Consider the following 23,435-nt stretch of genomic DNA (forward strand, 5'->3'; position numbering starts at 1 on the left):
CATGAGCGACCTGATGACGAAGTCGCCCGCCGCCTCCGGCTCCGCCAACGCGGGGCCGGGGGCGGGGGCGCCGCCCCCGCGTCGCCGCCGGGTCGACCCGACGGCCCGGGGCGTGTGGCCGTTCGCGCTGCCGGCCGTGCTGGTCACGGCCGTGCTCGTGCTGGTGCCGGTCGCGTACACGATCTGGCTCTCCGTCAGTGACCGGCAGTCCGACGGGACGAACTCGGGGTTCCTCGGGTTCGCCAACTACGCCGAGATGTTCGGCAACCCGCAGTTCTGGAACTCGCTGAAGGTCACGCTGTTCCTCTTCGTGGTCTGCCTGCTGGTGGAGACCGTCCTCGGGCTGGCCCTGGGCTACGTGATGAGCCTGGACGTGCCGGGCCGGCGGATCTTCCAGGGCATGATGCTGGTCCCGGCGATCACGGCATCGGTCGCGGTCGGCCTGGTCTGGCTGCTGATCATGGACCCGTCGCTGGGCGCGGCCAACCAGATCCTCGCCAAGGTGGGTATCGACCCGGTGGTGTGGCTCGGCGACCCGGACATCGCGCCCTGGTCCATCGCCCTGGTCGACATCTGGCAGTGGACGCCGTTCATGGCGCTGATCATCTCGGCCGGGATCCGGTCGCTGCCCGAGGAGCCGTTCGAGGCCGCCGCGCTGGACGGGGCGAGCGGCTGGCGTACGGCCTGGAACGTCGGCCTCCCGCTCCTGCGCCCGGTGCTCACGGTGGCGATGCTGCTGCGCACGGTGGACCTCGTGCGCTTCTTCGACACGATCTACATCATGACCCAGGGGGGTCCGGTGAACTCCACGAACACCCTCAACGTGTACGGCTACAACGCCGGCTTCGTCGACCACGAGCCGAGCTACGCGGCCGCCCTGCAGGTCGCCCTGCTCGTCCTGGTGATCATGATCGCGGGCGGGTTCACCTGGTTCCGGCAGCGGGCCTCGCGATGACCAAGCGGCTCGGCGGCGTGTACGCCGCATACCTCGTCTTCGCGGTCATCTTCTTCGGCCCGGTGCTCTTCATGCTCTGGTCGTCGCTGCGCAACAACGTCGACATCACCGGCTCGCTGTTCAACATCGCGTCACCGCTGACGCTGGAGAACTTCACCAACCTCTTCGAGCGCTTCGAGTTCGGCCGCTACATCGCCAACAGCTTCATCGTGGCCGGCGGGTCGACGATCCTCGGGCTCGTGCTCGGCGCGCCGGCCGCGTACGTGATCGTGCGCCGCAAGTTGGCCGCGCTGGGCTTCGTCACGCTGCTGGCCCGCATGGCGCCCGGCGTGCTGTTCGTGCTGCCGCTGTTCGTGCTCTCGATCCGCATCGGTGGCCCGGACAGCGTGGCACTCAACTACGCGCTGCTGATCGTCGCGCACCTGATCATCACGCTGCCGCTGTGCATCTGGCTGCTGGTGCCGTTCTTCGAGGAGATCCCGATCAGCATCGAGGAGTCGACGCTGATCGACGGCGCGAACGCCTGGCAGCGGTTCCGCCGGATCGCGCTGCCGCTGGCCCTGCCCGGGCTGTCGGTCGCGCTGACGCTGAGCTTCATCTTCAGCTGGAACTACTTCCTCTTCGCGCTGGCCCTGGCGAACGAGCGGACGCTGCCGCTGACCGTCATCGCGTTCAACTTCATCGGCCAGGGATCCAACGACTTCGGCGGCCTGATGGCCGCGAGCACGCTCATCTCCGCGCCCGCCCTGCTGCTGACGATCTTCGCGCAGCGCTGGCTGGTCCGCGGCATCACCGGAGGAGCCGTCAAGTGACGTCCACGAGAGCCCGCTTCCAGGGCAACGGCGAGATCACGTTCGAGAAGGTCACGCTCGGCGACGTCGCCGAGGGCGACGTACGCCTGCGGGTCGACGTCTGCGCGCTCTGCGGGTCGGACAAGCGGCTGCTGCAGAGCGGCTCGACCGTCGTTCCGGGCCACGAGATCGGGGGCACGGTCGTCGGCGGAGCACTGCCCGAGGGTACGCGCGGGATCGTCTACATCCCGGTCTTCTGCGGTACGTGCCTGCGCTGCGCCGCCGGCCGCACCAACCAGTGCCTGAACCTGTCGCAGCTGATCGGCTGGCAGCGGGACGGCGGTTTCGCCGAACACGTCGACGTCCCGGCGCGGTGCGTCCTGCCGGTGCCGGACGACATCCCGCTGTCGGTCGCGGTCCTCGGGCTCGACACGGTCGGCACTGCCGCGCACGCCCTGCGGCTGGCGCTGCGGACGCAGGACACGGTGGACCGCGCGCTGGTCGTCGGCGCTGGGCCCCTCGGCCTCGGTGTCGTCGCGGTCGCCCAGGCCATGGGGATCGCCGTGGACGCCTTCGACCCCAATCCCACTCGCCTCGAGGCCGCGGCGACACTCGGCGCCACGCCCGCCGGTGACCTGACCGCCGAGAACCAGTACGACATGGTCGTCGAGGTCAGCGGCGCGAACGCGGCCCGGGAGACGGCACAGCGGGTGGTCCGACCCGGCGGCACGGTCGTCGCGCTCGGCGAGTCGAACGAGCCGTACACGATGCCCGCGACGCCGCGCTGGCGGCGGACCGACTGCTACACCGTCCGGTCCTTCTACTTCCCGATCAACGAGGTCGAGGCGAACTGGGACCTGCTGCGCGTCATGGGCGCGTCGCTGCGCGACCTCATCGTCAAACCCCTCACCCTGCCCGAGCTGCCCGAAGCGTTCGCCCGCTTCGTGGCCGGCGACTACGTCAAGCCCTGCATCGTGTCGGCGGACGCCCATCTCGTGTCGGAGGTAACCCGATGAGCCTGTTGATCCTCGCCGTCGACCAGCGTCCCTGGCTCACCCAGGCCCTGTACGGCCACACCGCCACCGCGCTGCCGGCGGAGCGCGCGGCGATCACCGACGGCAAGCACATGGTCCTCGAAGGACTGCTCGCCGCCCTCGAAGCCGAGCCGCGCCTGGCCGCGCACGCCGGCATCCTCGTCGACGAGCAACTCGGCGCGGGGGTACCCGAGCGGGCCCGGGCCCATCAGGTCAGGCTGAGCATGCCGGTCGAGCGCGGTGGCTGCGACGTGTACGAGACCGAGCCGGTCGACCTGCCGGCGTTCCTCGCCCACTTCCGACCCGAGTTCCCCAAGGTGCTGGTCCGCTACAACGTCGAGGGGTCGGCGTCGGACAACCGCGAGCAGCGGTCCCGGCTGGCCAAGGTCTCGCAGGCGGTCCGGGACTCCGGGGGCCGGTTCCTCTTCGAGCTGCTCGTGCCGCCGACACCCGAGCAGCGGACCATCCCGAGCGAGGTGTTCGACACCGAGGTGCGGCCCGGGCTCATCCACCGGGCGATGGCGGAGATCGTCGAGGAGGTACCCGTCGACGTCTGGAAGCTGGAGCACCTCAGCGCGCCGGAGCACTACCGGACCGCCGCCGACCTGGCCGCGCAGACCGGCGGCGAGTGCATCCTGCTGGGCGCGAACGCACCGAGGGTCACAGTCGACGGTTGGCTCACCGACGCCGCCGCCAACGGGTTCACCGGCTTCGCGATCGGCCGTAGCATCTGGTGGGACTCGCTGCGCGGACTTCTGGCCGGCGACTTGACGCGGCCCGAGGCGATCGCGGCGGTCGCTGCCAACTACCGCCACTTCGCAGGGACGTTCCTTCAGTGACCAGCTCTCTTCAGGCCGACCCGCAGCGCGTCGGTGAAGTGCTCTACAAGACCCTTCGCGACCGGATCATCTCCGGTGAGCTGCGGCCGGGCACGCGGCTGAGCGTCCCGGCCCTCGCCGAGGAGTTCCGGGTCAGCCGCAGCCCGGTCCGGGACGCGGTGATCCGGCTCGTCCAGGAGAACCTGGCCGCCGAGACGATGAACCGTGGCGCGGAGGTCGCCCGCATCTCCCGCGCGGAGCTGGTCAGCCTGTACGAGGCCCGCGAGGTCCTGGAAGGAGCGGTGGCCCGGCTGGCGACGGAGAAATACGAGGCAGCGCTGCGGCGTAGCCTGCTCGCGCTGCTCACCGAGCACCGCACGGTCGCGGAGCAGGGCGACTTCGCCCGCCACATCGAGCTGGACGCGGCCTTCCACCGGGAGATCCGGCAGGCGGCGAAGAGCCCAGTGCTGTCCCGGATGCTCGACGGCGTCCAGAGCCGGGTCCTGGTGGCGATGCGCTCCACCAGCCTGACCGGCGGCATGGTCCAGGCCGTTCACGACCACCAGGCCATCTTCGAGGCCATCGGCTCCGGTGACCCGGAAGCCGCCGAGGAAGCCGCCCGCGCACACATCCACCGACTGAAGGAGTTGCTCCGTGCTGCTGACTGAGGCCCGCTTCTTCGGCACCGGCGACGTACGGCTGCTCAAGTCCGAGCCGGCGCCGCTCGGCCCGGCGGAAGTGGCGATCGCGCCCCTCGCAGTCGGCGTCTGCGGCACCGACAGCCACATCGTCGCCGGCAGCTTCGCCGCCGCGCCGCAGGTCGTGCTCGGCCATGAGGTGTGCGGCCGGATCACCGAGGTGGGTGCGGCGGTCGACGGGCTCACCGTCGGCGACCTGGTCACCGTCGAACCGCACGACTACTGCACCCGCTGTACCTACTGCCGCCTCGGGCAGGAACACCTCTGCGACAGCAAGCGGGGGTACGGCGTGAAGCTTGACGGCGGCATGACCGAGCGGATGACGGTGCCGGCGCGGATCGCGTACCGGCTGCCGGACGCGACGCCGCCGTGGATCGGGGCGCTGACCGAGCCGCTCGCCTGTTGCCTGCACGGGATGGACCAGCTGAACCCGCGCTCGGGCCTGCCGATCCTCATCTTCGGCGCGGGACCGGCCGGGGCGATGATGGTCGCCCTCGCCAAGGCCCGCGGGCTCGCGCCGGTCGTGGTGCTGGACCCGCGCGCCGACCGGCGGGAGGCCGCCCTGCGGATGGGCGCGGACGCCGCCCTCGACCCGGCGTCGCTGGACGAGGCGATCGCGCTGACCGACGGGCTCGGCTTTCCGCACGTGATCGACGCGGTCGGCTCCGGCCGGATCCTGGAGTCGGCGATCACCGCGTCGTCGCGCGGTGGTCGGATCCTCGTCTTCGGGGTGGCCCGGCCCGACGACGAGGCCCGGGTACGCCCCAACGAGATTTTCGCGCGGGAGCTGACGCTCGTCGGTGCGGTGATCAACCCGTACACGCACCATCGCGCGGTGCAGATGCTGCCAACCCTGGGCCTGGACCGGCTGCGGCCCGCCTTCTACGGCCTGGACCAGCTACCGGCGGCCCTCGAAGCACAGCGGACCGGCACGGCCGACAAGGTGTTCATCGCCCCGCACGGCATCGCCGCCGCACGGGGTTGACGGCCCACCGCTGACGGACACGCAGCGGAGGGGCTGCAGGTCGCAGCCCCTCCGGCTACCTGATCGCGACCGTTACGGAGGACCCGCGGTCGCGCATGCTCAAGGAGATCGCCCAGGATCGGCAAGGCTTCGGCACGCACCTGCCATTCACCAACGGGTCAACGCGGCGGCCATCTGGGCCAGGGCGACATGGGCGGCGTCGAACAGGGCCAGCTTCCGCGGGAAGTTGTGGATGAGCCCCTGGTACCGGGCTGCGGTGACGGGAACGCCGGCCGCCAGCAGCCCGGCCGCATACCGTTCCCCCTCGGCGGACAACAGGTCGAGCTCGGCGGTGATGACCACGGCGGGGGGCAGGCCGGTGAGGTCGGCCCGCAGTGGATCCAGATCCGGCTGTGTACGGTCCACGTCGGGTGGGGCGACCGCGTCCCAGAAGAACCGCATCTCCTCGCGGTCCAGGCCGTACTCGTCCAGGTCTGGATAGTCGGCTGCGGGGTCGATGACCGGGCAGATGAGGATCTGTCCCGCGAGACGGATTCCCGCGTCCCGGGCACGCCGAGCGGTCACCGCCGCCAGGTGTCCTCCCACGGAGTCGCCGGCCACGGCTATCCGGCTCGGGTCGAGGCCGTGTCGGGCCGCCTCAGGCCCGCGCAGCCAGATGAGCGCGCGCGCCATGTCGTCCACGGCTGCCGGGTACGGATGCTCGGGTGCGAGCCGGTAGTCGACGGAGAGCACGGCCCAGCCGGACGCGGCCGCCAGGCGCCGGCACAGCCCGTCGTGGGTTTCCACGTTGCCCATCACCCAGCCTCCGCCGTGCGCATAGAGGACGACCGGCATCGCGTCGTGATCGGCGTCGCGGTAGAGGCGAGCGGGCACGCCGCCGGCATCGACGGCCACCACGGACCGGATCGCCGGTGCGCTGCCCACCTCGGCCGGGGTTGCCTGGATCATGCTGAGGCGTGCCGCCGGCAGATTCGCTCGGGTGAGCGGGACACGCTGCTGGACTTGCATCGCCGCCCGCGCTTGCGGGTGGAGCCGGCTGGGGTCCACCCGCTCAGTATCACCTGCTCGACGGATGTCAGTGTTGCCCGACACGGCGGTGACGGACCGGCGAACAGGCCGCTACGGTGTGGAGCGTGGGCGAGCATCTACCGGCACTCCCCGAGGACGTGAGCACGCCGTTCCGCCCATCGACTCGTACGGCACGTGCGGTCCACCGTGCCCCTGCTGATGGACGGTGGCGCCCTGCGCGGCGGCCCTCAACCTCGACAGCGCAGCCGACCGGGACGCCCTGCACGCCTGGGCCGACGGAGTCCCCGGCAGGTGCCAGCCGGGCTGAGCGTAGCTGGTAGCGTCTGGCATTCCCTGCGTCGCTCTCCCGACCGGCTGACCTCTGGTTCAGCCTGGGGGATTTGCCCTGCGAACGTGCGTCCGCGACCCAGCGACCCCCGCGCACGACTCGACGCCTTCATGGCCGCATTCACCCGATACAACCCCCAGTGGGCGCCGTAACTGCAGTCCGCGCTGCGACTCTCACTCGAACAGCCAGGACACCAGCAGGTCCAGACCGAGCAATGCCCACTGCTACGCCGGGGTCGGGCCATCGCCTGGATCGAAGATGCCCTCGCGCCGCTACAGCACAGCCATCCCGACATCGACCGGCACCAACTCGCCGTCGCCATCCGCTCCGCGACCGGCATCGAGTCCCTCATCTGGTTGCAGGACATCGCCGGTCAAACCCCCGATGAGGCAGCCGAAACGGTACGCCGTACAAGCAGCGGCCAGGTGGGTCCACTCCCCCAATCGTGACCGTTGCATACGTACTCCGTTGCCGGGTATCTCGCCACTATCCCCAACGTCAACAGCCGGGAGGTCCGCCGTGACGGCAGCAGCCCAGAAGCAGGACGTCATCGACCTGCTGCTCAGCCAGCACAACGAGATCAAGTCGCTATTCGCCCAGGTCAAGGCGGCTCAGGGCAGCGAGCAGAAGCGACAGGCATTCCAGCAGCTCGTCCGGCTTCTTGCCGTACACGAAAGCGCCGAGGAGGAGGTCGTCCACCCTTCCGCCCGTGACGATGCGGGCGACGCCGTGGTGGACGCCCGCCTGCGCGAGGAGGGCGAGGCCAAGCACGTCCTGTCCGGCCTGTACGACCTCGGCGTGGACGCGCCGAGCTTCGACGCCAAGTTCGCCGAGTTCGAGAAAGCGGTCCTGGCTCACGCCACCCATGAAGAGCAGGAAGAGTTTCCAGCCCTGCGCCGCAACACCGACGCCAACACCCTACGCCGCATGGCCGGCGCCGTCCGTGCCGCAGAAGCCATCGCGCCGACCCGCCCCCACCCGGCCGCCGGGCAGTCCGCGGTAGGCAACATGCTCGTCGGGCCACCTGTGGCGATCTTCGACAGGATGCGAGACGCGGTGCGGGACTGGCGGCAAGCCCACACGGGCTGACCCCGCGCTGCTACCAGCCGGCTCGCTCGGGCCACGACATCGGCGCCCTTGTGAGGGCCCAGGTCCTGCTCGACGATGCGCGGCATCAGGTCGACGACGATCAGGGCGGTGCATCCGGCGGCAAGATCCTTGGTAAGGGGTAAGGCCACGTCGAGACCCTAACATTCCACCCGGCACACGGACGCCTCGCCGGTTCCCGGAAGCACAAGGGAATGCGGGTTATGAGCAGCGCTCAGTTGTCTTGGCAGGTCCAGCCATGCCGATCACCTGCCGAGCCTCGGTGGTTCAAGGTCACGCACTGACCGACCGGCCCTGGACTCGCTGGTTCCCAGGGCCGGCCGCTGTGCGTTCAACAAGAAGAGCTCACTGCCTGGGCGTGTATCGACTGATAAAGACAGTCGAAAACGCCAGGGTGAATATAGGTGGCGTCCGGCGCCGAACCAGTGAAGGCGCGCATGTAGTAGAGCCTGTCCACCTGCGGATAGCCAGCCGGAACCTGCCCGGGCAGGTTCTGGCCGTTCACCCCGTCAAGGAAGAGGAAGGCATAAGCCTGCCGGCGCCCGGTGAAGGTGGAACTGGGATTGGCTTGGCAGCCGCTCGGTGGGTTGTACGAGGTGGCGTGGTAGACGGAGATCTCGTTCAGCCAGATGCGGGTGTTCGAGCCATAGCCGATGTTGGCGAGGTTGGTCGCCATCTGAACGGTCTTCGAGCGATAGTTCGGCGGCGGGTACGAGTTACCCGGGTTTCCGGTGCAGTACTCGAAGTCGGACACGTCCGGGTAGGGGTGGACACCCCAGGTCCAGGGCCTGACCCCGGCGCAGCCGGCACAGTTGTTCAGGTGCTGGGCGTACGTGCGCCAATACGCCTGGCTGGTGGTCACCCCGTCGGTTCCTGTGACCGGTGCGGTCTGGGAGCCAACCCCGCCGCTGTAGTCGCCGGCCACGATGCCACTGTTGAGCTGGTTGGCGGCTGGGCCGGAGGTGAGCTGACACCCGGTACCGCAGATGTTGAGCACCGCCATGTAGTACTGGGCCGCCAGGACCGGGCCGCACCAGTTCGTGTTCGTGCTCGCAGTCCCGTTCGCCGTGCATTGGGCGGTGGAGAGCAGGTTCCCGCCGAACGGGAGGTAGAACTTCTGCGGGCTGGCCGGGATCGACCCGAGCGCGTTGCCCGCGGTCTGGTCGCTGGCGAAGTCCGGCTCGCCCCACGGGGCGATGATGTGCACCCGCGCACCGCACGGATTCGAGGCACACGCGCCGCTGCCGCCAGGTGGCGGCCCGACGGGACCGCTGAGCAGCACGCAACTGTTGCCGGTCGCGTCCGAGCCGTAGCGGCACAGGCTGTACTCGTCCGTGAACGCGGTGATGGCCTTCCGGTAGTTGTCGATCGAGGGCGCCAGGATCGCGTTGTACGGGATGCGGGAATCGAGAGCGCCAGGATTGAGGTTGCGGTAGTTGTAGTCGGGCTTGAACGCGATCTGTGCGGCGACCCCGACCTTCCTGGCCGCGTCAAGCCACCAGTCCAGGCACGCCTGCTCGTTCTTGAGCGCCTGCAGATGAACCGCTGCCCACTGGCTGCCCGGCGGGTCGTACTGGGTCACGACCGAGGCATTTGCCGAGTACGGCAGCGCGATATCCCACGGGACGCTGACCCGCACGGTGCCGGAGTGCAGGCCGGCCCACCATCCCTGGCCGTCCACGGGGTTCGGGCTCGCGTTGAGCATTACCTGCTGAGCGGCTGGGCCGTTTACCGGCGGGGCAGTCCCGTTCACCCAATGCTCGCCGTTGTCGCAGTTGTTGATCGAGCCGTCGTGGATCCCGACCACGATGGGGCCGGTGGCTGCATGTGCTGCAGGCGCCGCCGGAATCGGGCTCACCGTGAGGCCGGCGAGGCCTAAGACCAAAGCCGAAGACAAGGCAGTCAGCTGCTTCCTCATGTCTCTGGGCTCCCCTCTTTTCGATCACACTGCGCCCTCCGAACGCAGCCTGTCAAGAACCTCTATATTTAGAGACCTCGATGCATAGCACGGCGGGCGGCAGGCCACTCCAGGGAGCCGAGCTGGTCTACTTCATCGCGGTCGGCCGGACGGGCGAGCAGACGGTCGGGCGAGTGGTCGGCAAGGCGACGACCGGCGACGACGGCGTGGCGCGCTACACGCGCACGCACGGCGTCGACGGCCCGACGTTCTCCGACGAGCGTATCGACCGGCACTCCGTGGAGTACAGCCCGATAAACAAGATCGACAACGTGCAGTACTGCCGGGCACGCGGCGATGCCAAGCTGACCGCCGGCTGACGCACGGGGAGGCTCGGGCGGACGTGCGGGTCGCTGGCTGTCGTGCTGGGGCCTTCCGCACGCTCGCCCTCAACACATTGGGCTACTCGTTCACCAGGACGGGGACACCCACCGCTGCGGATGCCACTCGGCCGTGAAGCTGGCTGGGGAGGGCGATGCTGAACGTCTCCAGTTCCTCAGGTGCCTGGTGGTCGTGCCCGTCCTCAGTGCGGTGGTAGACGAACCGGCCAGTGTGCAGTAGTTGCCCGTTGCTGTCGTAGAGCCCGGCAATGACTTGCAGCTCCAGGATTTCACTGACGTCGCTGGTGACCTTGATCGATCCGCTGACTGCGTCGCGGTTCAGGGTCAGGTCGGCGAAGTCGAAGCGGTCGTCGAAGGGGCCGGGAACGGTGGCGACGGTACCGGGGGCAGGATGCTGCTGGCTCAGTCCGTCCAGCGTCGGCTCACCGGACGCAGGCGTCAGCCCGGGAAAGGCGGTCTTCACCGCTGCGGCAGGGGCCGGAGCCTGCGCGGCGCCGTGCTGGTCGGAGCAGGCCGTGGTGGCGACGAGCCCCACGGCGACCAGAAGACCAGCCAGGGTGAGAACACGTTTGTTCTGCACGGGGTTCTCCTCAGGTGGAACGGGTGGGTCGGAAGCCGGGTTGGCTTCCGACCCACCCGTGGCGGAGGTGCTCAGCCAGCCAGGCCGAGGGCCCGGCCGACGACGGTGAACAGGTCCGTGTTGTCGATGCTGCCGGCCATCGCCTCAGCACCCGAGCCGTAGGCGAACACCGGCACGTCGGCGCCGGTGTGGTTGCCGGACAGGTAGGTGAGCCACAGGCTGGCCTCCGGCGACCCGTCGCGAACCGCGGCGGGATCATCCGGGGTGCGGAACGTGGCCGGGGCGAAGTTCCGCGGATCCGAGGCCCCGGCGCCGTTGACGATGCCGGTCGACCGGTTCGGGTCCTTGACGTTGCCACCCGGTCGGGTGGGGGTGGAGTTGTTGGCCGTGTTGCCGCCGTCGACGTTCACCGGCGGGGCGGCGGCCTCCGCGTTGGTGAAGCTGCCCTTCTCGATGATGTTGAACCCGGCGCACTCGTGGTCGGCGGTGACGATGACCAGGGTGTGCCCGTCGCGCTTGGCGAAGTCCAACGCCACCTTCACCGCGTCGTCGAACGCCTTCATCTCCTCCAGCGTCTGGGCCGCGTCGTTGGCGTGTGACCGCTTGTCGATCAGCGCGCCCTCGACCTGCAGGTAGAAGCCCTTGCCACCGCCGTTGTTGCCAGCCAGCAGGTCGATGGCCTTGCTGGTCATCTCCGGCAGCGACGGCTCCGCGGCCTGCGGCGAGTCCGGGTGCTCCCGCTTGTACTTCTCAATGGTCAGGTTGCCCTTGTTGAACAACCCGAACACCTTGTCGCCCTGCGCCGAGGCCAGGTTGCCGCGGGTGGCCACGGCCTGGCTGGCCGGCGAACCCAGCACGGTGTAACCCTGCTCCTGCAGGGCCTTCTCGTCCGCGGCGTCGAACCGCGCCAGTCCACCGCCGAGAATGACATCGGCGGTGCCGTTACGGGCGATCTGGTCCGCGATCGGGGTGACCCGAACATCAGACGTGGGCAGCAGGGCACCGGTGACCTTGGTGTCCTGGCAGGCCGCGTCGGAGTAGCTGGGACCCTGGCAGCCGCGCGCCAGGGCGTGACTCATCTGGCCGGCCGGGGTCGCGTCGGTGATCTCGGCGGTGGACACGTTCCCGGTGCGGTAGCCGGCCTGTTTGGCCAGCTCCATCGCCGTAGGAACGACCTTCCCCTTGCCGTCGATGCCGAGGGCGGCGTTGTAGGTCTTGACTCCCGATGCCCACGCCGTCGCCGCCGATGCGGAGTCGGTGACGTAGTTCGGGACGAAATCGGCAGCGCCGGGCTGGCCGGAGTTCTTCTCCACCGCGTAGGTGCTGACCTGCCCCACGACCGGCATGGTCTCCATCGCCAGGTGCCCCGCGGCACCGTAGAAGCGCTCGCGCGCGGCGGTGACGTGGGTACGCCCCATACCGTCGCCGAGCAGGTAGATGACGTTCTTGACCCGACCGTTGCTGCCGCCCGCGGCGGTCGCGGACGTGCTGCTGACGACGCCGGTGCCAACAGCACCAGCCAACAGCACGACCGCCGCCGCAGCCGAACCCGTGCGGATACGAGTGGACATGAACTTCCCCTCACAGCAGGACAGGCGCCAGTCGGCGCCGAATGCGGAAGGTAGGCCGGGTCAACAAACGCCCGCGGCTGTCCGGATGACCACAGCTCAAGCGGACGGTGAACTCACAGCTCACGGGGCATTCCTGAGCCTCAGGTCGGCACCCCCAGCGAGGCCCGTGTAACCTTCGCTACTACTCGATGTTACGGTTGCAACGCCAGCAGGTGGAGGTGGGTGTGGAGCGGTTCGTGGTGGTCGCGGCGTCGACTGCGGGCGGGTCGGCGAGCCTGCGGATGCAGGTGTGGCGGAAGCTGCGCTCGTTGGGGGCGGTGTATGTGCAGCAGTCGGTATGTCTGCTGCCGGCTCGGGACGGGGTGCTCAGGGAGTTGCGCCGGCTGGTGGCTCGGGTCCGCGCCGAGGGCGGGACCGCGCGGATGCTGACCGTGGAGTTGCCCGAGCGGGCCGAGTACGACGACCTCGTCGCGGAGTTCAACGCGGCCCGTGATGTCGAGTACGCCGAGGTGGTGGAGCGCACGCCGGCGTTCCTGACCGAGATCGAGCTGGAGACCAGGCGGGGCCGGGCCACCTACGCCGAGGTGGAGGAGTCCGAGGCGGACCTGGACCGGTTCAAGACCTGGCTGGGAAAGATCTCCGCTCGGGATTACTTTGGCGCCCCAGGCGGTGAGGCCGCCCGCGCTGCGCTCGCCGAGTGCGAGCAGGCCCTCGCCGCGTTTGAGCACGCAGCGTTGTCCGCCGAGGCCCTACCCGCTGGCGAGGGCGGGTCGGAGCAGGCGGCCGGGGCGGGCCGGTTGCGGTTGGTGGCCGGCGACCCGCCGGGCACCGGTGTACGCGCGGGGCGGGCCCGCAAGTCCCGCGGCCCCCGCCAGGGAGGCACGGCATGAGTGCCCAAGGGCGAGGCGAGAGGGACTGGTCATGACCGCGTTGTCGCAAGCTGCCGAAGGTGAGCAGACCCCCTGGCACGCCTTGGACACCGTGGCGGTGTTGTCGCGACTGAACGCCACGGTGGAAGGGCTGGCCGAGCCGGAGCGGGTGGCGCGCCGGGCGCGGTACGGGGCCAACGCCGTACGCACCCGCAAGCCCAAGCGGTGGCCGGCCGAACTGGCCGAGTCCTTGACCGAGCCGCTGCAGCTGCTCCTGATCGCGGTGGCGGCACTGTCGGCCGTGTTCGGCGAACTGTCCGACGCGCTGGTGATCGCAGCGGTGATCGCCACCGTGGCGGTGCTGGAGACGGCTACCGAGATGCGCGCCGCCAAGGCGATCGACGCCCTGCGTCAGATGAGCGCCCCCGCCGCCCGGCTGATCACCCCCCAGGGTCGGGTTCAGGTCCCGGCGGCCGAGCTGGTGCCCGGTGACGTGATCATCATCGAGGCGGGAGACATCGTGCCCGCCGACGCCCGGGTGCTGTCCGCCGCCGGGCTGAAGACCGACGAGTCCACCCTGACCGGGGAGGCCCAGCCCGCCGGCAAATCCGGTGAGCCGGTCGCCGGGACGACGGACCTGGCCGAACGTTCCAGCATGATCTACGCGGGCAGCCCGGTGGTTGCCGGGGAAGCCACCGCGGTCGTGGTCGCCATCGGCGCCGACAGTGAGCTGGGGCGTATCGGCAGGCTGGTCACCGACGCCAAGGAGCCACCCACCGGACTGCAGAAGGCGCTGTCCCAGCTGGCCCGCGCCGTGCTGGTCCTCGCCGTCGCCGCCAGCGTCCTGGTCCCCCTGGTAGGCGTGCTGGCCGGGCAGCCGTGGCGGGACATGCTCCTGTCCGGGTTGACCGTCGCGTTCGCCACCGTCCCCGAAGAACTGCCCATCCTCGTCGTCGTCCTGCTGGCCGTCGGTGGCCGGCAACTCGCCCGTCGGGGTGCCCTGCTGCGCCGGCTCAAGGCCGGGGAAACCCTCGGCGCGGTCACGGCCGTGGTGACCGACAAGACCGGCACCCTGACCGAGAACCGGCTCACCCTGGCCGGCATCGACGGTGATCGCAGCCAGGTCCTCGCCGTGGCGGTGGCCACCCAGCCGCCCGCCGGGCACGGCCGCGAACCCCTGGAGGAACAGCTCGCCACCGCGGCCGTCGAAGCCGGCGTCACGCCACCGGTCGACGAGGTGGCGGCGTTCCCGTTCGACCCGGTCCGCAAGCTGGTCGCCCGCGCCCACCAGCACGCCGACGGCACCGGTGCGGTCGTGGTGTCGGTGGCCGGCGCGCCGGAGCAGCTTCTCCCCCGCTGCGACCTGCCGCCCGAGCAGCGGACCGCCGTCGAGACGCGGGTGGGTGAGCTTTCCCGGCAGGGCATGCGGGTCATCGCCTTCGCCCGTCAGGAGACCACCGGGGTTCCGGCCGACCAGGACAGCGCGGCGAGCGGGCTCACCTATGTGGGGGTGGCCTGGTTCGCCGATCCCCTGCGCGACGGGGTGCCGCAAGCCGCCGCCGATCTGACCGCCGCCGGGGTGAAGACGATCGTGGTCACCGGTGACCACCCCGCCACCGCCGCCGCGATCGCCGCGCAGGCCGGGCTCCCGCCCGGGCACCTGATCGGCAGTGGCGAAACCCTCGACCAGCTCTCCGACACCGACCTGGACGCCCACCTCGTGCACGGCACGGTGATCGCCCGCGCCACCCCGGCCGCCAAACACCGCATCGTCGACGTTCTACAGCGGCGAGGCGAGGTGGTCGCGGTGACCGGAGACGGCGCCAACGACGCCCCCGCCCTCGCCGCCGCCGACGTCGGTATCGCCATGGGCGCACGTGGCGCCGATCTGGCCCGCGCCGCAGCCGACCTCGTGCTCACCGACGACGCCTACCCCACCGTGGTGGCCGCGATCGGCAAGGGCCGCAACATCTCCGCCCAACTACGCCGGGCGGTCGCCTTCTACCTCGGCGCCAAGCTCGCCCTCGTGATCGTGCTGCTGGCCGCGCTCGCCGGAGGATGGCCGATCCCGTTCGCCCCGGTCCACATCGTCCTGCTGGAGATCTTCATGGACCTCGGCGCGTCGGTGGCGTTCGTGGCCGAACCCGCGGCACCCGACGCGATGCGCCGGCCACCCCGGCCGGCTGGTGCCCGGTTCCTCGACCGGTCGGTGCTGTCGGCGATCCTCGCCGTCGCCGCGACTCTCACCGCCGCCACCCTCCCCTGCTACCTGCTGCTCACCCACGTCGGAACCGAAGCCGCCCGCTCCGGCGCCGTACTCGGCTGGCTGGCCGGACACGCCCTGATCGCCTGGACGCTGCGCACCCAGCCATGGCTGTCCTGGCGGGCCAACCCGGCCTTCCCGGCCTGGGCGGTCGCCGCGCTCACCGCCGGGCTGCTCCTGACCCTCACCGCTGCGGGCCGCCCGGTCCACCTCACCCCGCTGGCCAGCGCCCAGGTTGCCACCGTGGCCGTGGTGATCGTCCTCGCGGTCGCCGCCGCAACCGCGATCGAGCGGCTGCTGCGATTGTCCCGGCGCCTGTAGCCGCAACCCAACCCAAGCGACGGCTCCCGGGAAGGACAGCGCAGGGTGCCTGTTCCCACCGGTTGGCAGCGGCTTGCGCGCTCACGGCGCCCGCGATGATGACGGTATGGTCCGGTGGCGGCGGGCAGATCATCGACGTTGAGCAGGGGTGACAGGTGTTCCTCTGGGTGCATTACACCGACATGGTGATCGCGTTGCTGGCTGTGCCCGCCGCCGTGGCGGCGCTCTGGGCTGCGATGCGTCTCCCGGCCTCGCCAGGCACAGGGCCTTCGCGGATGTGGCGTCTGCTGTTCGGGCTGTTGCTCGGCGGGGCTGCGCTGCGGGTGGTTGCCGCGCTGCTTCTGCTGCGCGACGGGTGGGACTTCGCCGGGCCGAGGTTGGTGTTCGTCGTGCCGGCGCTGGTGGTGATCGCGGCGGGGTACGGGGTGTGGGTGCGCCCGATGCTGCGATCGCCAGCTGGTGAGGGGCGAGTAGCCGCCTGGCCGGGCGACTACTGGGCGGCGATGGTCGCGGCCGGTGTGGTGCTGGTGGCCAGCGCGGCGCAGTTGGTCGGCACGGGCGGCGCCGCGGTGACCGGTGTCGGTGTGCTCGGCATTGCCGCGGTGGGATCGGTGTGGCGGCGGGCCCGGTGGTGTCGGCGGTCGGCCGGCCGGTGGTGGCGTACGGCGGCGAAGGGCGCTCTCGGCGCCGCGCTGGCCGCTGCGGTGTTGGTGGGATGGTCCACGGCCAGCCAGTTACCGGCGCGCAGCAGCATGACCGGGAGCCCCGTCGACACCGGCGGCAGCACGATCGGCCATGCCCACCACGGCGGTATCAGTGTGACCACGTTGACCGGCACCGACACGGCGGGCGTACCGGCACGCCGGTTCACCCTGACCGCGCAGGCCGCCACGGTCGAGCTGGACTCGGGCCAGCGGGTGGAGGCGTGGACGTTCAACGGCGTCACTCCTGGCCCGCAGCTGCGGGTCCGGCAAGGGGACCTGGTGGAGGTGACCCTGGTCAACCAGCTGCCCGGCGTCGGGGTGACCCTGCACTGGCACGGCGTGGACGTGCCCAACGCGATGGACGGCGTGGCCGGGGTGACCCAGGACGCGGTCCCGCCGGGCGGCCGTTTCGTGTACCGGTTTCGGGCCACGCAGGTCGGCACATACTGGTACCACTCCCACGAGATGTCCTCGGTCCAGGTCCGTCGGGGCCTGTTCGGGGCGCTCGTGGTCCTGCCCGCCGACGCGCCCGAGCAGAGCGACGCCGTCGATGAGACGGTGCTGCGGCACACCTGGATCGACGAGGACGGCGTCGCGTCCCTCGGCGTGACGACCGGCGCGCAGCGGCGACAGGTGCCGGCCGGCCGGCAGGTACGGCTACGGCTGGTCAACACCGACGGAAACCCCGCCACCTTCACCCTGACCGGCGCCCCGCTGCGGGTCGTCGCGATCGACGGCACCGACGTGCACGAACCGAACGTGCTCCACGGCGTGCGGATCCTGGTCGGCGGTGGGTCCCGCTACGACCTGGCATTCACCATGCCCGACCAGCCGGTTGTTCTCCGCGCGGACGGCCCGACGATCGTCTACAGCCCCGACGGGAACGCCGGTCCAGGCCGCGAAAGCCCGGCGCCGGCGTTGCTGGACCCCGCCCGCTACGGCACCCCCGCCGCCACCCCGTTCGGGGCGGCCAGCCACGTCGACCGGCGCTTCACGCTACGCGTCGACGAGCGGCTGGGCTTCTACGACGGCCGCCCGGCAGTGCGGTACACACTCAACAACCGGTCGTTCCCGGACGTGCCGATGCTCATGGTCGCCCCCGGTGACCTGGTCGAGGTCACCTACGTCAACCGAAGCGGCCAGCACCACCCCATGCACCTGCACGGCCACCACATGCTGGTGCTGAGCCGGGACGGCCGGCCCACGAGCGGGAGCCCGTGGTGGGTCGACACCCTCGACGTCGGGCCAGGCGAGACCTACCGGGTGGCGTTCCGGGCGGACAACCCGGGGATCTGGATGGACCACTGTCACAACCTCGAACACGCCGCCAACGGCATGATCCTGCACCTGGGCTACGCGGGCATCACCACGCCGTTCCAGACGGGGCACGGCACCGCCAACCACCCGGAATAGGCCTGCGGCGAGGCGTCGCCCGAGGCGAACCCGTCACGCGACTCGACGCTGGCAGGCACCCTCCGCGACCGCTCTCTCTACCGCTGTCCGAGTAGGGGCACTGATCTTCCTGCTCAGTGGACGGCTCGGTCGGTGTCGGCCCAGTGCTGCTTGCGCAGTTCGCGCTTGAGGATCTTGCCGGCGCCGGAGACCGGCAGGGCCTCCACGAAGCTGACGCTTCGGGGCAGCTTGTAGTTGGCGATGCGGTCGCGGCAGAAGTCCCGCAGTTCCTCCGGGCTGACGGTGGCGCCCGGTATCAGCACGACCACAGCGTGGACGCGTTCGCCCCAGTTGTCATCCGGTACGCCGATCACGGCGCACTGCTGGACCACCGGATGATTGGCGAGGGCGTTCTCGACCTCGGCGGAGTAGACGTTCTCCCCGCCCGTGATGATCATGTCCTTGATCCGGTCGACGACGAACACATAGCCCCGCTCGTCCATGTAGCCGCCGTCGCCGGTGTGCATCCACCCGCCACGGAGCGCGGCGGCGGTCTCCTCGGGTCTGTTCCAGTAGCCCTGCATGACGTGGTCACCGCGCACGATGATCTCGCCGACCACGCCGCGCGGCACCTCGTTGTCCTCGGCGTCGACGATGCGCACCTCCGAGTGGGCCGCGGCGCGGCCACCGGAGCGGGCCAGGACCGGGTCGTCGTGGTCGGCCGGAGTCAACAAAGTGGCGACCGGAGCGACCTCGGTCATCCCGTAGGCCTGGGTGAACGCGGTGTTCGCCAGCTTCCTGCGGGCCCGCTGCAGCACCGCTTCGGAGATCGGGGAGGCGCCGTAGATGAGCCGCCGGACGGTGGTCAGGTCCGCCTCGGCCGCCTCGGGCGAGTCGGCCAGCAACTGGATCATCGTCGGCACCAGCAGGGCGTCGGTGACGCGGTGCCGGAGGATCGCGTTGACCACGCCGGCGGGGGTGAAGGCCGGCACGATGACATGGGTCGACCCGGTCAGCATCCCCATGATCCAGACGGCGACGTCGGCCACGTGGAACATCGGGGCCGCGTGGAGCAGGTTGCCGCCGCGGGAGATCGCATCGAGAGTGGCCAGCGTTCCCATGGCCGAGGTGAGCATGCTGCGGTGGCTGAGCATGACACCCTTGGGGTGGCCGGTGGTGCCGCCGGTGTAGAAGACGCCGTAGAGATCGTCGCCGCCGCGGCGGGCGTCCTCGACCGGCTCGTGGGCGGCGATCAGGTCTTCGGAGTTCAGCATCCCATCGGGCGTCTCGCCGTCGCCGCAGAAGATCACCGTCGCCAGGTTGGGAGCCTTTTCGCGCAGCGCCGGCACCGCGGCGGCAAACATGTCGTCGACCAACAAAACGTTGGTCCCGCAGTCGACCAGCGAATAGGCCACCTCGCTCCGGCTCCACCGGATGTTCACCAGGTTCACCACCGCATCCGCCCACGGCACGGCGAGCAGGAACTCGTGGTAGCGGTCGCTGTTCAGCGCCAGGATGCCGACTCGGTCTCCGCGCTGCACCCCCAGCGCCCGCAGCGCGCCGGCGAAGCGCGCCACGCGGCCGGCGGACTCGGCCACGGTGCGGGTCCGGTCACCGAAGATCGTGAGCAGGCGGTCCGGGCTCTGCTGGACCGCGCGGTGCAGGGATTGAGCGACGTACATCAGATGCCTCGCCCTTCGCCTCAGCTTGTGAATCCCGCTACGAGAACGGTGCCGACATATTGCCCTCGTGTGTATACACAGTCAAGGCACACCGATTGCTGAGTGAACCCTCGTTCGTCCGAACTGGAGGCATGTGTTGGACAGCGGTCATCCCACCACGGCTCTTCGCTGGCATCGGTGACTGGCGCTCACTCCACCAGTTGTGCTTCCTTAGCCGGCTCGTGCTGCCTCTCGCCGGCGCGGACGACCCGGGCGTGCCACCAGACGACGAGCGGCAGCGCGACGAGTTCCAACACCAACGCGGTCCCGAACACTGGATTCGGCCAGCCCACGGCCAGGACCGACATCAGCCGGCCGAACCCGCCGACAACCGCGATCACGAGGATCGCCCGGGTGACGATCGCCCGCTCCTCGAGCCGGAACAGTGACCACCAGAGCCCGACGCCGGCCGCCAGCCAGTAGGCGTCGATGAAGCGGTAGTTGTTGTCGACGCTGACCGGGGTCGACGCGCCGCCGGGTATGAAGGCCGGCCCGATGAGGAGCCCCGCCAGCCCCGATACGACGGGCACCGTGGCGAGTACCGCCAGCACGACCATGAGTGCTCTCCGCCCCGCCATCGCCCCCGCCGTTGTGTTCGTAGGCACGCATAGACCGACGTCGTCACTCTATGGCGGTGCGCCGCGTGCCGCCAGTTGCCTGTGTGTCGGTGACCCGACCCCGGTCGAGGGCCGGCTCTGCCACCAGCCATCCCGCTCGCGGCCCGCGACGGTGAGGTGGTCTGCCTGGACACCTCGGTGCCGTCACCTCGGCCAGCCGCGCGGCGATCTCGCCATGGGTCAGGCCCTTTGCCGACAATGGATATCGGCTGCCGGGTCTCCCACAACCTGATCCGGCTGGTGCCACGGTCAGCCCTCGAAGGTCTGCTTGGCCGCCGCTACGGCGGACATGGCCCGGGGCCATCCGGTGTAGAACGCCAGGTGGGTGATCGCCTCGACGATCTCGGCCTGGGTGAGGCCGTTCTGCTTGCCGAGGTTGAGGTGGAACGGCAACTGTTCGCTGTTGCTACCAGCGACCAGGGCCGCGATGGTGATCAGGCTGCGGTCGCGCGGCGCGAGGTCGGCGCGTTCCCAGACGTCGGCGAAGAGCACGTCGTCGGTGAGGGAGACGAGCTTGGGCGCGAAGGTTCCGAGCATCTTCTGGGCGGCGCTCTGCTGAGCGGTTTCGGACATCCCCGTCCTCCTCCTGCTGGTCGATTGGCGGGCCGCCGGCCGCGGGACGACGCGGCCGACGGCACGTGGTCACGCGGGCGGCCGGCCGTACTCGTCGTCGGTCACGTGCTCGCCCCACTGCGTTTCCGGCCCGTCCTGTCCTGGGGCGAGGCCGTCCCAGATGGCCAGGTGGGTCATGAAGTGGTCGGGGGCGGCGCCGTGCCAGTGCCACTCACCGGGCGGGCACCAGACGGTGTCGCCCGGGCGAATGACGACGACCTCGCCTCCGCGCGACTGGGTCAGCCCGATGCCCTCGGTGACGTGCAACAGTTGCCCGTTGGCGTGCCGGTGCCAGGCAGTGCGGGCGCCGGGGGCGAAGTGCACCGCGTTGCACCGGCCGATGGACGGCCCGGCCATGGGAACGATCTGGTCGAACCAGACGTCGCCGGTGAACCAGTCGGCCGGTCCCTTGACCGACGGCTGCGTACTCAGAATCTCCAAGGTGTCCTCCTGTGTGGGTCGACGACGCCAGTCAGGTGGTCTGGCCCCCGTCGACGACCAGGCTCCGCGTTGCCGCCTATTCAGCCCCCGTGAGCGCAGCCAGGGCGGCCAGCCCCCACGAGGCGCAGGTCGTCAGGGATTGAGGAGGACCTTGATGGCCCGGCGCTCGTCCATGGCCTGGTACCCCTCGGCGGCCTGGTCGAGCGGGAGGGTGAGGTCGAAGACCTTGCCGGGATCGATCTGCCGGTTCCAGATCAGGGCGATCAGCTCGGGCAGGAAGCGGCGCACCGGCGCCGGGCCGCCGTGCAGGTGGACGTGGGAGAAGAACAGCTCCTCGCCGGGGAGCCGCACGTCGTGGGCGACTCCGACGTAGCCGACATGGCCGCCGGGACGGGTGGAGCGGATGGACTGCATCATCGACTCCTGGGTGCCGACCGCCTCGATGACCGAATGCGCCCCGAGACCGTCCGTGAGCTCCTTGATGCGCGCGACGCCCTCATCGCCCCGCTCTGTGACGATGTGGGTCGCGCCGTAGTGGGCCGCCAGTTTCTGGCGGGGCTCATGCCGGCTCATCGCGATGATGCGTTCCGCACCGAGCTGCTTGGCGGCCAGCACGGCGAGCAGCCCGACCGCACCGTCACCGACGACCGCGACGGTCTTGCCCGGTCCGACTTCGGCGGCGACGGCGCCGAACCAGCCGGTGCCCAGCACGTCGGAGGCGGCGAGGAAGCTCGGGATCAGGTCGTCCGACGGAGTGTCGGGCGTGGTGACCAGGGTGCCGTCGGCCAATGGGACGCGCAGGTACTCGGCCTGGGCGCCGAGCCCGCCGACGAGTTCCCGGTGGATGCACGAAGACTGGTAGCCAGCCCGGCAGATGACGCAGGTGTTGTCCGAGGCGAAGAACGAGCCGATCACGAACTGGCCCGGCTTGATGTTCTTGACCTCGCTGCCGACCTCCTGGACGACGCCGACGTACTCGTGGCCCATCGGGGACGGCCCCTTGACCGCTTCGACGCCCCGGTACGGCCACAGGTCCGAGCCGCAGATGCAGCTCGCGGACAGGCGGATGATCGCGTCGGTCGGGAGCTGGATCCGGGGGTCCTCCCGCTTTTCCACCCGGATGTCGCCGGGGGCATGCATGACAACACCACGCATAGGTTCTTCCCTTTCCGAAGTACTGGCCGCGATCCGGTCGGTTGGCTTCCCGGCCTACCCGAGCCGCTGTGCTGATGGCGCCATCCGGGGGTGCTACCCGCCTGGGGCGACGACAGTCCCCCTTGTCACAGCGGCCGGTGGCTGGGTTCATCGCCACCCAGTGAAACCCCGGCAGCACCCGCTCAGGGAGTTTCTCCTGGAAGGTGTACTGACAGGGCACCCCACGGGCCGGCGGTGACACGTACGGTCGAGACGTGGACAACCGCACCGAGGTCCGCGAGTTCCTCGTCTCGCGGCGAGCCAGGATCAGCCCGGAGCAGGCAGGCCTGCCCGCCGGGCCCAACCGGCGGGTCCCGGGGCTGCGCCGCAGCGAAGTCGCGTCGCTGGCCGGCGTGAGCATCGAGTACTACTCGAAACTCGAACGGGGCTCCCTCGCCGGCGTATCGCCTGGCGTGCTGAACGCCATCGCGCGGGCGCTCCAGCTCGACGACGCGGAGCGGGCCCACCTGTTCGACCTCGCCCGAGCCGCGGACGGCAACAGCGCCCTCATGCGGCCCCGGCGGCGCACCGTGCGGCAGTGGTCGGTGCGCCCCAGCCTGCAATGGGCCCTCGACGCCGTCACCCAAGGTCCCGCGTTCGTACGCAACGGCCGAATGGACCTGCTCGCCGCGAACCGGCTCGCCCGCGCGTTCTACGCCGAGGTGTACGCCCAGCCGCAGCGCCCCGCCAACATCGCACGGCACACGTTCCTGGACGAGACAGCGCACCGCTTCTACCCGGAATGGGACATCACCGCCGACATCTGCGTCGCCATTCTGCGTACGGAAGCCGGCCGCGATCCCCACGACAAGGATCTCCACGACCTCGTGGGTGAGCTCTCCACCCGTAGCGACGAGTTCCGGAAACGCTGGGGAGCCCACAACGTCCGGCACCACGGCACCGGTGCGAAGCATTTCCGCCACCACGTCGTCGGTGAGGTGACCCTCGCCTACGAAGGGCTGGAAATGGTCGCCGAACCCGGCCTCACCCTCACCATCTACACCGCCGAGCCCGGCTCCCCGTCCGAGGACGCGCTACGCCTGCTCGGCTCCTGGGCCGCCTCACAGGAAACGGAAACCCACGCGCAAAACGCCTTCACCGAGTGAC

At 70.2% G+C, this 23,435-nt stretch carries 21 protein-coding genes; 12 read left to right on the forward strand and 9 right to left on the reverse strand.

Features of this window, described 5'->3' with window-relative positions:
* The first annotated feature begins 1 nt into the window (after nt 1).
* The 6 genes from ONA70_RS07005 to ONA70_RS07030 are packed head-to-tail and all read left to right on the forward strand — an operon-like array spanning nt 2 to nt 5,281.
* Nucleotides 2-955: a carbohydrate ABC transporter permease gene (locus ONA70_RS07005; RefSeq protein WP_265005508.1), complete on the forward strand. Its 954-nt coding sequence runs from the start codon at nt 2-4 to the stop codon at nt 953-955.
* Complete coding sequence (locus ONA70_RS07010) at nt 952-1,767, forward strand: carbohydrate ABC transporter permease (protein ID WP_265005509.1); 816 nt, start codon at nt 952-954, stop codon at nt 1,765-1,767. The genes ONA70_RS07005 and ONA70_RS07010 overlap by 4 nt, the downstream gene beginning before the upstream one ends.
* The gene (locus ONA70_RS07015) at nt 1,764-2,762 is read left to right on the forward strand and encodes an alcohol dehydrogenase catalytic domain-containing protein (RefSeq protein WP_265005510.1); all 999 of its coding nucleotides are present in this window, start codon (nt 1,764-1,766) and stop codon (nt 2,760-2,762) included. The genes ONA70_RS07010 and ONA70_RS07015 overlap by 4 nt, the downstream gene beginning before the upstream one ends.
* Nucleotides 2,714-3,619, forward strand: coding sequence for a 2-deoxy-5-keto-D-gluconate 6-phosphate aldolase domain-containing protein (locus ONA70_RS07020; RefSeq protein WP_265005539.1), 906 nt, complete (start codon nt 2,714-2,716; stop codon nt 3,617-3,619). Before ONA70_RS07015 ends, ONA70_RS07020 begins: the two co-directional genes overlap by 49 nt.
* Nucleotides 3,616-4,266 carry a GntR family transcriptional regulator gene (locus ONA70_RS07025; RefSeq protein ID WP_265005511.1) on the forward strand — a complete coding sequence of 217 codons (651 nt, stop codon included), beginning with the start codon at nt 3,616-3,618 and terminating at the stop codon, nt 4,264-4,266. Before ONA70_RS07020 ends, ONA70_RS07025 begins: the two co-directional genes overlap by 4 nt.
* Nucleotides 4,253-5,281, forward strand: coding sequence for an alcohol dehydrogenase catalytic domain-containing protein (locus ONA70_RS07030; RefSeq protein ID WP_265005512.1), 1,029 nt, complete (start codon nt 4,253-4,255; stop codon nt 5,279-5,281). Before ONA70_RS07025 ends, ONA70_RS07030 begins: the two co-directional genes overlap by 14 nt.
* Nucleotides 5,282-5,428: 147 nt before the next feature.
* Here the strand turns inward: ONA70_RS07030 and ONA70_RS07035 are convergent, their stop codons facing one another.
* Nucleotides 5,429-6,229 carry an alpha/beta hydrolase gene (locus ONA70_RS07035; protein WP_265005513.1) on the reverse strand — a complete coding sequence of 267 codons (801 nt, stop codon included), beginning with the start codon at nt 6,227-6,229 and terminating at the stop codon, nt 5,429-5,431.
* 928 nt (nt 6,230-7,157) lie between these two features.
* Between ONA70_RS07035 and ONA70_RS07040 the strand changes: the two genes are divergently transcribed.
* Nucleotides 7,158-7,727: a hemerythrin domain-containing protein gene (locus ONA70_RS07040; protein ID WP_265005514.1), complete on the forward strand. Its 570-nt coding sequence runs from the start codon at nt 7,158-7,160 to the stop codon at nt 7,725-7,727.
* 349 nt (nt 7,728-8,076) lie between these two features.
* On the opposite strand, the gene ONA70_RS07045 is transcribed toward ONA70_RS07040, so the two are convergent.
* Nucleotides 8,077-9,663 carry a hypothetical protein gene (locus ONA70_RS07045; protein ID WP_265005515.1) on the reverse strand — a complete coding sequence of 529 codons (1,587 nt, stop codon included), beginning with the start codon at nt 9,661-9,663 and terminating at the stop codon, nt 8,077-8,079.
* A gap of 80 nt (nt 9,664-9,743) precedes the next feature.
* Between ONA70_RS07045 and ONA70_RS07050 the strand changes: the two genes are divergently transcribed.
* Nucleotides 9,744-10,022, forward strand: coding sequence for a hypothetical protein (locus ONA70_RS07050; protein ID WP_265005516.1), 279 nt, complete (start codon nt 9,744-9,746; stop codon nt 10,020-10,022).
* A gap of 82 nt (nt 10,023-10,104) precedes the next feature.
* Here ONA70_RS07050 and ONA70_RS07055 read toward each other — a convergent pair whose 3' ends face one another.
* A complete protein-coding gene (locus tag ONA70_RS07055) occupies nt 10,105-10,623 on the reverse strand; it encodes a hypothetical protein (protein ID WP_265005517.1) in 519 nt (172 codons plus the stop codon).
* A gap of 71 nt (nt 10,624-10,694) precedes the next feature.
* The gene (locus ONA70_RS07060; protein WP_265005518.1) at nt 10,695-12,194 is read right to left on the reverse strand and encodes an alkaline phosphatase; all 1,500 of its coding nucleotides are present in this window, start codon (nt 12,192-12,194) and stop codon (nt 10,695-10,697) included.
* A 188-nt stretch (nt 12,195-12,382) separates the two neighbouring features.
* Between ONA70_RS07060 and ONA70_RS07065 the strand changes: the two genes are divergently transcribed.
* The 3 genes from ONA70_RS07065 to ONA70_RS07075 all read left to right on the forward strand — a co-directional run bounded on the left by ONA70_RS07065 (nt 12,383) and on the right by ONA70_RS07075 (nt 17,764).
* A complete protein-coding gene (locus ONA70_RS07065) occupies nt 12,383-13,084 on the forward strand; it encodes a Chromate resistance protein ChrB (RefSeq protein WP_265005519.1) in 702 nt (233 codons plus the stop codon).
* A 31-nt stretch (nt 13,085-13,115) separates the two neighbouring features.
* Nucleotides 13,116-15,647 (forward strand): cation-translocating P-type ATPase, encoded by a 2,532-nt coding sequence (locus ONA70_RS07070; protein ID WP_265005520.1) that lies wholly within the window; start codon nt 13,116-13,118, stop codon nt 15,645-15,647.
* Between the two features lie 275 nt (nt 15,648-15,922).
* Nucleotides 15,923-17,764 carry a multicopper oxidase family protein gene (locus ONA70_RS07075; RefSeq protein ID WP_265005521.1) on the forward strand — a complete coding sequence of 614 codons (1,842 nt, stop codon included), beginning with the start codon at nt 15,923-15,925 and terminating at the stop codon, nt 17,762-17,764.
* Between the two features lie 113 nt (nt 17,765-17,877).
* Here the strand turns inward: ONA70_RS07075 and ONA70_RS07080 are convergent, their stop codons facing one another.
* The 5 genes from ONA70_RS07080 to ONA70_RS07100 form a co-directional block, all read right to left on the reverse strand.
* Nucleotides 17,878-19,425 (reverse strand): acyl-CoA synthetase, encoded by a 1,548-nt coding sequence (locus tag ONA70_RS07080; RefSeq protein WP_265005522.1) that lies wholly within the window; start codon nt 19,423-19,425, stop codon nt 17,878-17,880.
* Between the two features lie 188 nt (nt 19,426-19,613).
* Complete coding sequence (locus ONA70_RS07085) at nt 19,614-20,021, reverse strand: DUF4345 domain-containing protein (protein ID WP_265005523.1); 408 nt, start codon at nt 20,019-20,021, stop codon at nt 19,614-19,616.
* A 309-nt stretch (nt 20,022-20,330) separates the two neighbouring features.
* On the reverse strand, nt 20,331-20,654 hold the full coding sequence (locus ONA70_RS07090; protein ID WP_265005524.1) for a carboxymuconolactone decarboxylase family protein: 324 nt from the start codon (nt 20,652-20,654) through the stop codon (nt 20,331-20,333).
* 69 nt (nt 20,655-20,723) lie between these two features.
* A complete protein-coding gene (locus ONA70_RS07095) occupies nt 20,724-21,134 on the reverse strand; it encodes a (R)-mandelonitrile lyase (RefSeq protein WP_265005525.1) in 411 nt (136 codons plus the stop codon).
* Between the two features lie 132 nt (nt 21,135-21,266).
* Nucleotides 21,267-22,274, reverse strand: coding sequence for a zinc-dependent alcohol dehydrogenase family protein (locus ONA70_RS07100; protein ID WP_265005526.1), 1,008 nt, complete (start codon nt 22,272-22,274; stop codon nt 21,267-21,269).
* A 269-nt stretch (nt 22,275-22,543) separates the two neighbouring features.
* Here ONA70_RS07100 and ONA70_RS07105 point away from each other — a divergent pair, with 269 nt between their 5' ends.
* Nucleotides 22,544-23,434 carry a helix-turn-helix transcriptional regulator gene (locus ONA70_RS07105; RefSeq protein WP_265005527.1) on the forward strand — a complete coding sequence of 297 codons (891 nt, stop codon included), beginning with the start codon at nt 22,544-22,546 and terminating at the stop codon, nt 23,432-23,434.
* Nucleotide 23,435: the final 1 nt, after the last annotated feature.

The sequence above is a fragment of the Micromonospora yasonensis genome (assembly GCF_026013475.1).
Lineage (GTDB): Bacteria > Actinomycetota > Actinomycetes > Mycobacteriales > Micromonosporaceae > Micromonospora > Micromonospora yasonensis.

Bases quoted from the DNA above. Each gene is read 5' to 3' on its own strand.
- ONA70_RS07005 (WP_265005508.1), top strand. From the start codon at position 2: ATGAGCGACCTGATGACGAAGTCGCCCGCCGCCTCCGGCTCCGCCAAC.
- ONA70_RS07010 (WP_265005509.1), top strand. From the start codon at position 952: ATGACCAAGCGGCTCGGCGGCGTGTACGCCGCATACCTCGTCTTCGCG.
- ONA70_RS07035 (WP_265005513.1), bottom strand. From the start codon at position 6,229: ATGATCCAGGCAACCCCGGCCGAGGTGGGCAGCGCACCGGCGATCCGG.
- ONA70_RS07045 (WP_265005515.1), bottom strand. From the start codon at position 9,663: ATGAGGAAGCAGCTGACTGCCTTGTCTTCGGCTTTGGTCTTAGGCCTC.
- ONA70_RS07050 (WP_265005516.1), top strand. From the start codon at position 9,744: ATGCATAGCACGGCGGGCGGCAGGCCACTCCAGGGAGCCGAGCTGGTC.
- ONA70_RS07060 (WP_265005518.1), bottom strand. From the start codon at position 12,194: ATGTCCACTCGTATCCGCACGGGTTCGGCTGCGGCGGCGGTCGTGCTG.
- ONA70_RS07065 (WP_265005519.1), top strand. From the start codon at position 12,383: ATGTTACGGTTGCAACGCCAGCAGGTGGAGGTGGGTGTGGAGCGGTTC.
- ONA70_RS07070 (WP_265005520.1), top strand. From the start codon at position 13,116: ATGACCGCGTTGTCGCAAGCTGCCGAAGGTGAGCAGACCCCCTGGCAC.
- ONA70_RS07075 (WP_265005521.1), top strand. From the start codon at position 15,923: ATGTGGCGTCTGCTGTTCGGGCTGTTGCTCGGCGGGGCTGCGCTGCGG.
- ONA70_RS07080 (WP_265005522.1), bottom strand. From the start codon at position 19,425: ATGTACGTCGCTCAATCCCTGCACCGCGCGGTCCAGCAGAGCCCGGAC.
- ONA70_RS07085 (WP_265005523.1), bottom strand. From the start codon at position 20,021: ATGGTCGTGCTGGCGGTACTCGCCACGGTGCCCGTCGTATCGGGGCTG.
- ONA70_RS07090 (WP_265005524.1), bottom strand. From the start codon at position 20,654: ATGTCCGAAACCGCTCAGCAGAGCGCCGCCCAGAAGATGCTCGGAACC.
- ONA70_RS07100 (WP_265005526.1), bottom strand. From the start codon at position 22,274: ATGCATGCCCCCGGCGACATCCGGGTGGAAAAGCGGGAGGACCCCCGG.